The organism is Rathayibacter sp. PhB179, from assembly GCF_004345345.1.
Lineage (GTDB): Bacteria > Actinomycetota > Actinomycetes > Actinomycetales > Microbacteriaceae > Rathayibacter > Rathayibacter festucae.
The window spans coordinates 1-12,132 of sequence record NZ_SLVD01000003.1; the positions used below are offsets into that span (position 1 = coordinate 1).

Consider the following 12,132-nt stretch of genomic DNA (forward strand, 5'->3'; position numbering starts at 1 on the left):
GAGCGGCGCTTCCAGAGCAGGAAGAAGGTCTCCTGCACGACGTCCTCCGCCTGGTCGGCTTGGACGAGGAAGCTCCCCGCGGCCCGGTGGACCGCGCGGCCGTGCATCCGGAAGAGAGCATCCAGCGCCGAGGGGTCGCCGCTGCGAAGACGATCCACCAGCGTCAGCTCAGCAGCACCGACCACCGACATCACCCCCCTCAGTAGTGAATGCCCCCAGAGCACGGTTTCGTCTCAGACTTCAGGGAGCGATTGCAGACGACTCGGCGATACGTCCGGGCTCCTCCCCTGAGGGGAGGCCCGGTCGCCCACGGGCGGCGTTGCATTCGCTGAGCGGGCGTGTTCGACTGAACCGACATCAACGATCGGAGATCACGATGTCCGAAGCACTGCTCATCATGGCCTTCGGCCTCGTCATCGCGGTCGGCTTCACTCTGGGACTCCTCCGACGCTTCCGAGAAGCCGTGGCTCCCGCCGGCGCCGCAGCCAGTGTCCTCCGCGACGTGTATGCGGGCCGTGGAACCCAGGAGCGCTCAGCAGACGAGTTCGCTGGCGACCCGAGCACGTCCATCACTCTCGACGGCCCCGACCCCCTCCGCACCTTCGGCCTGGACCCGGCGTCGCGCATCGAGCACCAGTAGAGGCGCAACGGTGGGAGCTGCCTTCAGGACATGGCTGCGCGAGAACGAATCGACCTGCTGACCACGACCGGAGCGGTTCTCGCTCCCCTCGGAGTGATCGTGGCCGTCGTGTTCCTCTTCCAGCCGTGGCGCACCTGCGCCGACGACGACGTGGCCGCGGCCTGCGCGATGCACCCCGCGGACGCGACGGTGATGGCACTCGGAGCCGTCGCGGCGATCGTCGGAGTGCTGCTCCTCTGGATCGGCGCTCACCGCGGGCACCGGTGAGCCGATGATCGATGATCAGGCGAGACGGCCGATGCGCTCGTTCCGGCTCGAACCGATAAGCGACAACGGTCGCACCGCAGTCACGGCAGGGTGAAGACACGAACGTCCGCTCGCGCTGACGCTCACCACTCACAGACCGTCCCGGCCGAGCGACCCCTGCAGGAGACGATGCCCGCTCGAGCGGGACACGTTCTCGACTGATTCCCTCTTCGTGTCGTCAGTTCGGGGTCCTGCTGGACATGTACAGAGTGAAGGCCAGTCGAGCACCCAGGAGCAGATCATGACGACCGAACCTCACGACGCCGCCAGCGATCGGGCGATGAAGGCGCTCCTCGACGAATCGGTGCCACCGACTCCACTGGCGGATGCAGTCCCCGACGACGCCCTTCGAGAGATGGTCCGCGGGGCGGAGCGGGAGACACGACGCGGCCGGCGGCCAGTCACGCCTCGTGCCGCCGTGATCGGCACCGTCGTCGCTCTCACGCTGGGCGGCGCGGGTGCGGCCGCGGCGACGACGCTCTCCGGGTGGGAGCCGTGGGTGACGAATCCGGACTCCGTCGTCCACTTCACGCTGCCCAGCGGAAGAGAATGCGAGTTCCGCAGCGTCGCCAGGGAAGGCGACCCGGAGGACGTCAAGGAGGCGCAGGACGTGCTTCGCACCACCGATGTGCTCGCCCTCGCGGACATCGACGGCGAGCTGGCCCGGATCGTCGCTCGGGACGTGACCGTCCGCGGCGACGACGGCGACACCGTGGTGCCCGCGACCGAGTTGTACTCGGGAGACGAGCTGTACCGCCAAGCGGTGGTGGGCGCGATCATCAACGTCGTCTGGGACGAGCTCGAAGACCGAGGAGTGGTCGATCCCGTCACCGGATCAGATCTCTCCTTCGGAAGCCAAGACGACTGCGCAAAATTCACCCAGGCGAACCTCACCCAGTGAGCCGCCGCGACACGCAAGCCGATCGCATCGTGGCCATCCTCGACGCCACAGCCCGTGACCTTCTGAACTACCTCGAACGCCGAGTCGGCACCGATGACGCTGCCGATGCGCTCTCCGAGACGATGACGATCGCGTGGCGCCGGTCGTCGTCCATGCCCTTGCCGGACGAGGACGCCCGCCTGTGGCTGTTCGGGGTAGCGCGGAACGTCGCGCTGAACACCAGTAGGACGCGCAGGCGCCAAGACCTCCTCGCCGAGAAGCTTCGCGGCATCGTCGACCCCATCGGCGTGATCGGAGAACCTTCCGACGTCGTCCTCGACGTTCGAGCAGCGCTGAGCAAACTCACTCCGGAGCTGGCAGAGGTCGTGCGACTCGTGCACTGGGAGGGCTTCTCTCTCAGCGAGGCGGCCCAGATCCTCTCCGTCCCACCGTCCACGGCACGCAGTCGATACCAGAAGGCGAAGCGCGAACTCGGTGACCTGCTGTCCCCGCTGCCCTCGGAACAGGCACTCGGATCTGGAGAGATACGCCGGGTGTGACGCGTGAGGCGATTGCCTTTCGGGACAGACGACGCATCGTCGACGTTCCCCGGACATGCAGGGGTCTGGTCGCGTTGGAACTGCTCAGCGCGTAGCAGCACCGGCGCGAGCGTGCTTTGCTCAGCCGAACGGAGCGCGCCGCTCCACCCGCCGGGAGTCCACATGCCTCGCACCATCTCACTGCTCTTCCAGAGACAGACGGGATCATTGCGCACCCGGCGTTTCGCGAAGGCAGAATCGAGTTGTGTCCACTCACCGAAGCCATGGTCTCTCGAAGGTCCTGCGCATCACCGCACTGACGGTGGCAGCCGGAGCGAGCCTGTGGCTCCTCGGGGACTACGCGGGCAGGTGGCCGGACCGGGTGCCCTCCGCCGGCGCACCGACCGCCGCACCGACTTTCTCCCCCGCGGGCGCGGTGTACCGATACGGCTACTGGGGTGGACTGAAGAATCCGACCTCGAGCCGGCCGATTCAGTGGCTGGAGGACGGGAGCACCTTCACGATGACCACGGGCGGGAGCGGTCAGTGCCTGAACGAACCCGTCGCTCTCGAGGTCGTCGCGCCCGACCACCTACGGATCGAGTCGAAGCTGCAGGAGGACCCGCAGGAGGAGGGGTGCTCGGAGAGCTACGTACTCGCCAGCTATGTCCTCGATACACCCGCCGGACTCGACCCGACCCACATCGTGAAAGTAGAGCGAACTCAGGCGGGCCGAGCCGGGAGCTCGAGTGTCTACGTCGCCCCTCTGCCCTGACCCCAGCCTTCGCGTCCGTCAGACCATCCCCTTTCGGGACGGTCGGCCTGCGCTGTTACGGCTTGCTCGCCGAGCCTCAATCACGGCGTCAGTCGAAGATGTCCGGCAAGTTACCGGTGTCGCCCCACCGGCCGATGAGAGCACCTGTCTTCGCATCGATGACGAAAATCATCCAGTCGAGGGGAACCGCGATGGCGCCGAAGCTGTTGCGGATCTCGCCGGTGACACCGACGAGCCAGAGATCGTCGGCGGAGGGGCTGTCCGACGGCGGAGAGAAGCCAGCGAGCAGTCCTTCGCTGCCATACGCCTCCTCCGAGGTGGTCCTGACGGCATCGGTGCTCGTGGCGACTTCGATGGACGCTTCGTCCTGGAGGGCGAGGGCGATCGCGGCATCAGCCGACTCCACCGGCGCCCTTTCGGCACCGGGAGCACCGGGCTCGAGCGACGGCGTTTCGGTTGGTGCGGATGCTTCCCCGCTGTGCAGCGTGCCAGGAGCGATCGTCGCCACGACTTCGCTCGGAAGGGTGACCGTGCTGGGCGTCGCACTGGGCACTGCCGGGGGTGCGGCCAGTGCGATACCCGCGCCGGTGACGGTCGCTCCAAGAAGCACCAACGAGGCCAGAACGAGGACTGCCTGCTTGCGTTGCATGGTTGATCCGATCGTCATCAGGGCATCGCCGGCCCGGGCTCACAGGACACTGCGGACTCGACGCTCTGGCATCCACCCGACAGCGCTCCTCAGTATCGACCCCGGCATCTCGGTAGACCATCCCCATACGGGACGACCCGGGCCTAGTTCAAGCGCCGCGAAGCATCGATCGAACGGCCTCGATCGTGAACCCCATCGTGACGGCGAGCTCGTGCTCGTTGGCACCGAGAAGAGCAGCGGAGCATGCAGCGGAGACGACTCTCTCCCTCCCCCCGGATCCCGAGGGCCGACTCCGAAGAAGTGCACTCTCCTCCGACGCGCGCACGAGAGCTGCCTCCGCTTCGCTGCACAGAAGGCTCGGCGGCTCGTTGAAATCGATTCGCCACCCTCGAGCGGACGGCTCAGTGGGTTCATCCATGTCCCGAAGCTACCCAACGTCGACGTCGAGCACCCGTCGCCCCTCCACTCGCGTTCAGCGCCCCCAACATGCTGTGGGCCCCCTGCTCACGTGGGCAGGTCAGAGGAGAGATCGAGGCCCTCTGAGGTGGCCCCACCCGAACGAGCTCTCCGCAACAGGCGTGTGAAGGAGCACCAGGCGGACCAGAGCACCCGGAGTCAGGACCGGAGCCGCCGCGGAGGGGTGCGGCGGACCGACTTCGAGTCGCTTGCGCGGACGTGTTCGCGGCTCCTCCGTTCGAGGCCTCGAGAAGGGCGTATGGTCCGGCCATGACCGCACTCATCAGCACGGCGCCGACGACCGGATCCCCGATGACACGCCTCCCGGTGGCACCTCGACCGCGCACCGCCGTGCCGGTCGTCCCCGCGGACGATCTGCGGGAGGAGGCGGCTCGCCACACGCGGTTCTGGGCCTCGTACGACGCCGCACCCGGGTCGGTCACCGCCTGGGCCGACGCCGCTCTGTCGACGTGGCGGCGCCCCACCCCGGCCCCCCGGTCGCCCGCCCGCGAGGGTCTCGACCAGTGGGACGAGGAGGGCGGGTACGACCCCGCCTGACCCCCGATGCCACCGACACGCGCCGCCCTCGACTCGCGCGGCGCGCGTCGGTGACGCCTCGACACCACCGCCGGGGGCGCGGTGGTCGAGTGCTGTCGATCTCCGCGGTCCGGGCGCCCCGCTCGGACCGAGCGGAACTCCCGGCGGTCACTCCCCGCTGGTCTGAACGCTCGCCACGCCGTCGCAGGTCGCCGTCATCGCCGCGACGACCGCGGGGTCGTCCTGCGCGAGGTCGTCGCCGCCGCTCGTGACGGCGCCGTTGGTCGCGGTGCGCCCGTCGGCCGAGAGCTCCACCTGCGTCGAGGTGATGCTGTAGCGCCCATCGGCGTCCCGCGCGGCGAGGACGCCGGAGATCGAGTGGTAGCCGTCGGCGTCGGCCGTGCCGCAGGTGACGCCCGTGCCGGCGTCGCCGAACCCGGCGAGCACGAATCGGTACGGCTCCCCGTCGACGCCGACCGGCGTCACGAACGCGCAGTCGGTGAAGGCGAAGAGCGCGGCGGTCCTGCCGTCGCTGAGGACGGTGGCCGCGAGGGTCGGGCTCACCGCGACCGTCCAGCCGCTGTGGGTCGCCGGGCCCGCCAGCGTGTCCTGCTGCAGGAAGGTCGCGCCCGAGGCGGTGCGGATGCCGTAGTCGAAGCCGCCGTCCTCGTCGTAGAACGCCTGGTCCGCCCGGCCGTCGCCGTCGACGTCGCCGATCTCCGCCGTCGTGACGCCGGCCGGGACGGGGGTGTCGTTCGGGTTGCAGCCGGCCGAGGACGCGGGCGGTGCGGACGACGGTGCGGACGCGGAAGGGCTCGCCGGTGCGGCCGTCGCGCTGGACGCAGCCGTCGACGTGGACGCCGAGGGCGCCATCGACGCCTGCGTCTCCTGAGCCGTGCCCGTCGAGCAGCCCGTCACGCCGGCGAGTCCGCCGATCACCGCGACGGAGAGCACGAGCAGACGGGGCATGAACGGACGGGTCTTCCTGCTTGCCGAACGAACCATGATGACCTCCTCCATCACGATAGGACTGCCGGGCCGCTGGCGCCTCCCCGGGTTGTGCCTCACGGTCTCCCGGCGCCGGCTCAGCGCCCCGGCAGGGTGTCGAGCGCCCGGGACCGGGCGGCGAGGAGCTCGGCGTAGGTGCCGTCCCGCTCGGCCCAGCGCAGTCGCTGCGCGGCCCGGACGACGATCTCGTCCGGGGTCGGCTCCTGCGTCAGCAGCTCGAGGACCTCGTCGAGGTAGGCGTCGAGGGGCAGGGCCGCCGGGTTGACCGCCTCCTGACCCGCGGTCGCGACGGCCGGCGGGACGAGCTCGGTCACCCGGACGCCCGTGCCGGCGAGCTGCGCCCGCAGCGACTCGGTGTACGCGTGGACGCCCGCCTTCGACGCGCCGTAGCTGGGCATCAGCGGGAACGGCAGGAAGGCGATCCCCGAGGACACCGTGACGATGTCGCCGCCGCCCCGGCCGAGGAGGTGCGGGGTGAAGGCGTCGACGGCGCGGATCGTGCCGAGCAGGTTGACGGCGACGGTCCGCTCCGCGGTGGCGAAGTGGGCGGGGTCGCGGAGGTCCTCCTGGAGCAGGACCCCGGACATGGTGACGACCGTGTCGAGGCCGGGATGCGCCGCCAGCACCTCGTCCCTGGCGCGGGTCACGGAGTCGGTGTCGGTGACGTCGATCCGGACGGTCCCGAGGTCCTCGACCCGGTCGGTGTCGCGTCCGCCGACGACGACGGTGCTGCCGGCGGCGGCGAACCGGCGGGCGAGGCCGAGGCCGATGCCCGAGGTGCCGCCGATGACGAGGACGGTGCGGTCGGTGATGTCCATGGTGTCTCCTCCTGGGGGAACGGGTCCGCGGTGAACGGCTCGGCTCGATGGTCGCCGCCGGCGCCGGGGGCAGCCAGGTCCCGGCGGATCCGGGGAGTGGCAGGGCCTCTCTCCGCGCGCGACGGGGTGGGTATCGTCGGCCCCATGGATGTCGACGCACCGGCGAACGCGCTCGGCGAGTACCTGCAGGCCCGGCGCGCGCTCGTCGCTCCCGAGCGGGTGGGCCTGCCGTCGGGGACGCGGCGGCGGGTGCCGGGCCTTCGCCGGGAGGAGGTCGCCCTCCTCGCCGGCATCAGCGCCGACTACTACGTCCGCCTCGAGCGCGGCCGCGACGACAACCCCTCCGCGCAGGTGCTCGAGGCCATCGCCCGCGTCCTGCAGCTGGACGACGTCGAGACCGCCTGGCTGCACGACCTCGCCGCGCCGAAGCCCCGCGTGCGGCGGCGCGCGCGGCCGGCGGAGCAGGTCCCCGCGCGGCTGCACCACCTCCTCGCCGCACTCGAGGTCCCCGCGTTCGTCGAGGGCCGCTACTTCGACGTCCTCGCCTCGAACCGGGCGGCCGTGTCGCTCTCACCGCGACTCGCTCCCGGCCACAACCGCCTGCGGTCGCTGCTGCTCGATCCGGAGGAGCGCCTCTTCCACCGCGACTGGGAGACAGCGGTCGAGTCGTTCGTCGGCGTCGCCCGGCAGACCCTCGGCCAGGACGCGAGCGACCCCCGCGCGGTCGAGCTCGTCGGCGAGCTGTCCCTCGCCAGCGCCCGCTTCCGCACCCTCTGGGCCCGGCACGACGTCCGCCCGCTCCGCGGCGGCACCGCGACGATCGACCACCCCCGCGTCGGTCCCCTCGACCTGCACCGCGAGAAGCTGCCGGTCGACGGGCTCGTCCTGGTCATCTACTACCCCGACGAGCAGGGCGACAGCGCGGACCGCCTCCGCCTGCTCGCGGCCTGGGACGGCAGCACATCCGAGTCCGCCCTCGGGGCGCGCGACTGACGGTCCCCGGGACGATGTCAGAGCCGCGGCGCCCGCGGGGACGATGCCGGAGTCACGGTCCTCGGCGGACGGTCCCCCTCGGGTTCCGGGTCGTCGGTGAGGCGCAGCCCGCCCGGGGCGTAGGAGTCCGCGATCCAGCGCCGCACCCAGGCCTGGTTGAGGACGACGCGATCGGCACTGGCGTACCGGAAACGGAGCGCGCTGGCGGGATGCAGCCAGATCGAGGTGCGACCGCTGCCCACGGCCGGCAGGTCCTTCCAGGAGAGGTAGAAGCTCTCGCCCCGGCCGAGCTTGGTGCCGATGACGACCTGGAGGTGACCGAGGAGGCGGTCCTCGAAGTCCACGTCGAGCCGCGAGTCGTAGACGAGTCGTCCCATGGGGATCCTGACGTCGGGTGCATCCGGAATGGATGCCGTGGCCACGCGAAAGGGGTCCGGATGGGGTCGGAACGGAGGCTACGCCCGAACGGGCCGGAATCCTCACGCTTCGTCGATATCGGTGCGACATCCCGCTCCTGGCTCCCCCGAGCGCTTCCCAGAGCGACTCGGGAGGTCTAGGTTGCAGACACACGGGGTTCCGGATCCGAATCGGAGGCCGTGAGGAGAGGGCTCACTGTCCTGGCGGCGCCGCCTCTGCGCGGGTTCCCGTCGGCTGCGCGCACTCCGGCGTGACCGACGGGCGCCGCAGTGCGGAGCCGGCCCGACCTGCGCGGCCGCCCGGAGCGCCTCGCTCCGCAGGACGAGCGGCGGTCGGCTACCTCCTGCTCGCCGGTCCGGCAACCCCGTCGCCGCTCGGGCGTCGGATCGCCGACCATGGAACGGTGCAGCAGCTGAGCAACTCCCTCCGGAGCTCCTTCCCGGCCGGCGGCGGAGACCGCCGTGACTGAGCCGGGCCCCTTCCTGTCCTGGGTCGGCGCGCTCGAGGAGGTGGGCGACGACGACGTGCCGGTCCTGCAGGCGGTCGGCTTCCTCAGCGTGAGCCTGCGCCTGAGCGCGGACGCGGCGTTCGCCGCTCTGCGCGACGAGGCCCGAGCGCTGACCCTCGACCTGCGGGAGGTCGCTTCCGAGGTGATCACCTTCCGCCGGACCATCCCTGCACCCGAATGAGGGGTCGGCCCCCGGCACTTCTGTCCGCAAGCGGACATGTCCGCTAGAGGATCTTGCCGCGGGCACTCCCCCACTGCGACACTCGCCCCGATGAGCACACACGGCGTCCGCGACCCCCGCCCCTCCGACGTCGCGAGGCGCACCGTGCTCGGGGCGGCCTGGTCGACCCCGGTCGTCGCGGTCGCGACGGCCGCGCCGATGGCCGCGGCGAGCACAGCCGGGCTCACGGCCCGCCTGTCCTGGGACGGCCCGAGGGGCGTCCAGACGGAGTCGTCCCTCCTGTTCCTCACCCTGGAGTCGCCCCCGCGCGGCACTCCGGTCGTCCGCGGGACCGGCACTCTCACCCTGACCGTCCTCGAGCAGTACGCCTTCTCCCCGGCGAAGTCGGTCGTCGCGCCGGCGGGGTGGACGGTGATCAACGACAACGGCCGGACGATCACGATCCTCGCCCCCGACGGCGTGAGCGCGGGGACCAAGGGCTTCAACGTCGAGTGGGGTGAGCTGTCCGGCAACTGGACCACCACGGCCACCTGGACCGAGAGCGAGGTCACCGGCTCCGTCTCGTCGACCATCGAGGTCGGGCCGCGGGGCTTCCCCGTGCTCGAGTGGCTGACGAACCCCGCCGTCTTCGGCGGGACGTCGACGCTCCGGCTGCTGGTGCCCGCCGACTGCTACGCCATCGGCTACCCCGGGCTCCTGCTGATCCCCGCCGAGTTCTTCGACGCGTCGACGATCGCCCTGCCCGCGGGCTGGACCGTCGTCGACGAGGACAGCGCCGCGTTCGCGTACCTCACCGGTCCGACCGTCGCCGGTGCGGCCGACTTCGCCTTCACGTTCGGCCCGGGCTCGACCACGACCAGCCCGGTCGTGCAGTGGATCTCCCCGATGGCACCGGGGACGACGCCGATCCAGCCCCGCCCGCCCCTCCGGCTCACGCCCGCCTGACGCGGCGCCGCCGGCGTGCGGCTGCCGGCCGGTCTCGATACGCGCCTGCGGCGCTACTCGACCAGCATGCAGAGGGCTCCGCCTCCGCCTGCTGCGGTGCACCGCTCCGCCGGCTAGGCCGGGTTCGACTTCAGCAGCCGGGTCACCGAGATCATCGCGCCACCCACCACTGCGGGGATCCCGCCGCCGGGGTGCACCGATGCTCCGACCCGCCACAGCCACGGCCGCAGGCGGTCCTGGTAGGCGGGCCGGTGGAAGGGCCCGCTCTGCCAGGAGGGCCGCGCCGCGCCGTAGAGCGCGCCGTGCGGTTCGCCGCCCTCGCCGTAGTACTGCGGATCGAGCACCGTCTGCTCGTCGAGGAGGTCGGTGAGGAGCCCGTCGAGCCCCATCGCCCGCGAGACGCGCTCGACCTCGCGCCGCACGAAGGGGTGCTCGGCGGTGTACCGGCCGCCGTCGGCGGGCGCGGTGAGCAGGACGCCGAGGGTGCTGTGCGGATTCGGGTACACCTCGCCCGCGCGGTACTGGTTGACGAAGACCATGGTGTCCGCCGGCTCGTCGCCCGCCTCGAGGCTGCGGTGCAGCGCGGCGGGCCGGGTCGGCAGCACCACGCTGTGCGTCGCGATGCTCGCCGGCAGCTCCTCCCGCAGCACGCCGTACAGCGCGATCGCCGAGCAGGAGAGGGTGCGGGGGCGCAGGCGGGGCAGCGCCGGGATCCGCGACGGACCCGTCAGCGCCTCGAGCCGGTCGGCGTCCAGGGCGCTGACGACGAGGTCGGCCGGATAGCGCCCGGTATCCGTGGTGACCGACCCGCGCTCGATGCGGACGACCGCCTCGCCGGTGCGCACCTCGACGCCGGCCGCCTCGGCCAGCCGGCTCAGCGCCAGCACGATCTCGTACACGCCGCCGCGGGGCACCCAGGCCCCGGTCTCGGCCATGATCGCCGGCATGCTCGCGTAGAGGGCGGGGGTGCGCGCGGGAGAGACGCCCGCGTTGAGGGTGTGGATCGCGATGATCTCGCGCAGCCCCTCCGGCAGCCAGGGCAGGCCGTCGAGGTAGGCGCGCGTGGTGAGCCGCGAGCCGTAGACGGCCAGCAGCCGGCGCAGCGCCGGGAGCGCGGCCCGGTCGAGCGGGTCGGCGAGCAGCAGCTCGGTCACGTCGTCGGCGAGGGGCGCGTGCAGCTCGGAGAAGCGCCGCCAGGCCGGGTACCAGGGGTGATCCGGCGCGACCGGCAGGGCGGTCTCCTCGCCGTCGTAGTAGTAGCGGCCCACCTCGGGCATCCGCACCAGGTCGAGCCGGCCGGCGTCCCGGACGCGCTCGGGGGCGCGCTCGCCGTCGCCGAGGCGCCGCAGCAGCTCGTCCCACACCGCCGGGAACGTCACGAGGGACGGTCCGGTGTCGATGCGGTCCTCGCCCAGCTGGAGGCGGCGGCTCTTGCCGCCGAGCTCGGCGGAGGCCTCCAGCAGGGTGACCCGGTGGCCGGCGTGCGCGAGCAGCGCGGCCGCGGTGAGCCCGCCGATCCCGCCGCCGACGACGACGACGCGGCTCATGCGGAGCCTCCCAGCACGATCGAGACCAGCAGCAGGACCCCGGTGAAGGAGCCCGCGATGTACGGGAAGGCGACCGACAGGCGGTAGAGCCGGTGACCGGTCTCCGGCGTCGGGTGGCGCAGCAGGCGCACGACGAGGACGCCGGCGATCAGGAGGTTGACCGCGGCGACGGGCACGCTCACCAGGGCGAACAGCACCGTGGAGACCATCCACCAGGCTCCGCTCCACAGGGCCGTCCCGCGCGCCCCGAGCCGCACCGCGGTGGTGGTGATGCCCGCGTCGCGGTCCTCCACGATGTCCTGCACCGCGTCGAAGGCGTGCTTGGCCACACTCCAGGCCATCAGCCCGAGGGCGGCCGGCCAGACCGGCGACACCTCGAAGGCGGCGGGCACGATGACCAGCGGCAGCGCGTAGGCCGCGTTGCTCAGCGAGTCGAGGAAGGGCCGCGCCTTGAAGCGCAGCGGCGGTGCGGAGTAGAAGACGAAGACGCCGGCGTAGAGCAGGATCGCGGCGTTCGCGAGCGGCGGCAGCGCGAGGAGGAAGTAGACCAGGAACGGGACGTTGGTCGCCGCGACGGCCCAGGTGATCAGCCGCACCTCGGACTGCCGGATCCTGGCGCCCTCGATCGAGCCCTTGCGGGGGTTGGACGCGTCCGTGTCCTGGTCGTAGACGTCGTTGACGCCGTAGATCAGCAGATTGAACGGCAGGGTGAGCCACAGGATGATCGGCAGGGCCCGCAGGTCGAACAGCGCGCCGGTGAGCCACACGGCGACGAGGCCGGAGCCGATGGTGTTGATCCAGAGCACCGGGCGCGAGATGTGCACGAGGCGGCGCACGACCGCGCCGATCGCGAGCGGTGCGGTGCTCGCCGTCCGCTCACTGCGATCAGTCACCCGCCCGAGGCTACCGGCCCCCTCGACGCGGGGTGATGAC

Annotated in this window: 14 protein-coding genes; 8 read left to right on the top strand and 6 right to left on the bottom strand. The window is 71.6% G+C overall.

The window, feature by feature from the left end; genetic code table 11:
* The first annotated feature begins 376 nt into the window (after positions 1 to 376).
* The 4 genes from EDF43_RS07120 to EDF43_RS22295 all read left to right on the top strand — a co-directional run bounded on the left by EDF43_RS07120 (position 377) and on the right by EDF43_RS22295 (position 2,386).
* Positions 377 to 640, top strand: a complete 264-nt coding sequence (locus EDF43_RS07120) for a hypothetical protein (protein ID WP_132436098.1) — start codon at positions 377 to 379, stop codon at positions 638 to 640.
* Positions 641 to 670: 30 nt separating this feature from the next.
* The gene (locus EDF43_RS07125) at positions 671 to 907 is read left to right on the top strand and encodes a hypothetical protein (protein WP_132436099.1); all 237 of its coding nucleotides are present in this window, start codon (positions 671 to 673) and stop codon (positions 905 to 907) included.
* Between the two features lie 280 nt (positions 908 to 1,187).
* Positions 1,188 to 1,847, top strand: a complete 660-nt coding sequence (locus EDF43_RS22290; protein ID WP_243646247.1) for a hypothetical protein — start codon at positions 1,188 to 1,190, stop codon at positions 1,845 to 1,847.
* Positions 1,844 to 2,386: an RNA polymerase sigma factor gene (locus tag EDF43_RS22295; protein WP_243581857.1), complete on the top strand. Its 543-nt coding sequence runs from the start codon at positions 1,844 to 1,846 to the stop codon at positions 2,384 to 2,386. Before EDF43_RS22290 ends, EDF43_RS22295 begins: the two co-directional genes overlap by 4 nt.
* A gap of 842 nt (positions 2,387 to 3,228) precedes the next feature.
* Here EDF43_RS22295 and EDF43_RS07135 read toward each other — a convergent pair.
* Entirely contained in the window at positions 3,229 to 3,807 is a 579-nt protein-coding gene (locus EDF43_RS07135; protein ID WP_165909042.1) for a hypothetical protein, read from the bottom strand.
* A 708-nt stretch (positions 3,808 to 4,515) separates the two neighbouring features.
* Here EDF43_RS07135 and EDF43_RS07140 point away from each other — a divergent pair.
* Complete coding sequence (locus EDF43_RS07140) at positions 4,516 to 4,803, top strand: hypothetical protein (RefSeq protein WP_132436102.1); 288 nt, start codon at positions 4,516 to 4,518, stop codon at positions 4,801 to 4,803.
* A gap of 147 nt (positions 4,804 to 4,950) precedes the next feature.
* Here the strand turns inward: EDF43_RS07140 and EDF43_RS07145 are convergent, their stop codons facing one another.
* Complete coding sequence (locus EDF43_RS07145) at positions 4,951 to 5,787, bottom strand: hypothetical protein (RefSeq protein ID WP_165909043.1); 837 nt, start codon at positions 5,785 to 5,787, stop codon at positions 4,951 to 4,953.
* A gap of 80 nt (positions 5,788 to 5,867) precedes the next feature.
* Positions 5,868 to 6,608, bottom strand: a complete 741-nt coding sequence (locus EDF43_RS07150; RefSeq protein WP_132436104.1) for an SDR family NAD(P)-dependent oxidoreductase — start codon at positions 6,606 to 6,608, stop codon at positions 5,868 to 5,870.
* Positions 6,609 to 6,752: 144 nt separating this feature from the next.
* On the opposite strand from EDF43_RS07150, the gene EDF43_RS07155 reads away from it, so the two are divergent.
* Positions 6,753 to 7,601: a helix-turn-helix transcriptional regulator gene (locus EDF43_RS07155; protein ID WP_132436105.1), complete on the top strand. Its 849-nt coding sequence runs from the start codon at positions 6,753 to 6,755 to the stop codon at positions 7,599 to 7,601.
* 17 nt (positions 7,602 to 7,618) lie between these two features.
* Here the strand turns inward: EDF43_RS07155 and EDF43_RS07160 are convergent, their stop codons facing one another.
* Positions 7,619 to 7,978: an ATP-dependent DNA ligase gene (locus EDF43_RS07160; RefSeq protein WP_132436106.1), complete on the bottom strand. Its 360-nt coding sequence runs from the start codon at positions 7,976 to 7,978 to the stop codon at positions 7,619 to 7,621.
* Between the two features lie 501 nt (positions 7,979 to 8,479).
* Between EDF43_RS07160 and EDF43_RS07165 the strand changes: the two genes are divergently transcribed.
* Positions 8,480 to 8,707, top strand: a complete 228-nt coding sequence (locus tag EDF43_RS07165; protein ID WP_132436107.1) for an ANTAR domain-containing protein — start codon at positions 8,480 to 8,482, stop codon at positions 8,705 to 8,707.
* A 90-nt stretch (positions 8,708 to 8,797) separates the two neighbouring features.
* A complete protein-coding gene (locus EDF43_RS07170) occupies positions 8,798 to 9,652 on the top strand; it encodes a hypothetical protein (protein ID WP_132436108.1) in 855 nt (284 codons plus the stop codon).
* Between the two features lie 113 nt (positions 9,653 to 9,765).
* Here the strand turns inward: EDF43_RS07170 and EDF43_RS07175 are convergent, their stop codons facing one another.
* Both EDF43_RS07175 and EDF43_RS07180 read right to left on the bottom strand, forming a co-directional pair.
* The gene (locus EDF43_RS07175) at positions 9,766 to 11,199 is read right to left on the bottom strand and encodes an FAD-dependent oxidoreductase (RefSeq protein WP_132436109.1); all 1,434 of its coding nucleotides are present in this window, start codon (positions 11,197 to 11,199) and stop codon (positions 9,766 to 9,768) included.
* Positions 11,196 to 12,092, bottom strand: coding sequence for a UbiA family prenyltransferase (locus tag EDF43_RS07180; RefSeq protein WP_132436110.1), 897 nt, complete (start codon positions 12,090 to 12,092; stop codon positions 11,196 to 11,198). Before EDF43_RS07180 ends, EDF43_RS07175 begins: the two co-directional genes overlap by 4 nt.
* Positions 12,093 to 12,132: the final 40 nt, after the last annotated feature.

Bases quoted from the DNA above. Each gene is read 5' to 3' on its own strand.
- EDF43_RS07120 (WP_132436098.1), top strand. From the start codon at position 377: ATGTCCGAAGCACTGCTCATCATGGCCTTCGGCCTCGTCATCGCGGTC.
- EDF43_RS07125 (WP_132436099.1), top strand. From the start codon at position 671: ATGGCTGCGCGAGAACGAATCGACCTGCTGACCACGACCGGAGCGGTT.
- EDF43_RS22290 (WP_243646247.1), top strand. From the start codon at position 1,188: ATGACGACCGAACCTCACGACGCCGCCAGCGATCGGGCGATGAAGGCG.
- EDF43_RS07135 (WP_165909042.1), bottom strand. From the start codon at position 3,807: ATGACGATCGGATCAACCATGCAACGCAAGCAGGCAGTCCTCGTTCTG.
- EDF43_RS07140 (WP_132436102.1), top strand. From the start codon at position 4,516: ATGACCGCACTCATCAGCACGGCGCCGACGACCGGATCCCCGATGACA.
- EDF43_RS07145 (WP_165909043.1), bottom strand. From the start codon at position 5,787: ATGGTTCGTTCGGCAAGCAGGAAGACCCGTCCGTTCATGCCCCGTCTG.
- EDF43_RS07150 (WP_132436104.1), bottom strand. From the start codon at position 6,608: ATGGACATCACCGACCGCACCGTCCTCGTCATCGGCGGCACCTCGGGC.
- EDF43_RS07155 (WP_132436105.1), top strand. From the start codon at position 6,753: ATGGATGTCGACGCACCGGCGAACGCGCTCGGCGAGTACCTGCAGGCC.
- EDF43_RS07160 (WP_132436106.1), bottom strand. From the start codon at position 7,978: ATGGGACGACTCGTCTACGACTCGCGGCTCGACGTGGACTTCGAGGAC.
- EDF43_RS07170 (WP_132436108.1), top strand. From the start codon at position 8,798: ATGAGCACACACGGCGTCCGCGACCCCCGCCCCTCCGACGTCGCGAGG.
- EDF43_RS07175 (WP_132436109.1), bottom strand. From the start codon at position 11,199: ATGAGCCGCGTCGTCGTCGTCGGCGGCGGGATCGGCGGGCTCACCGCG.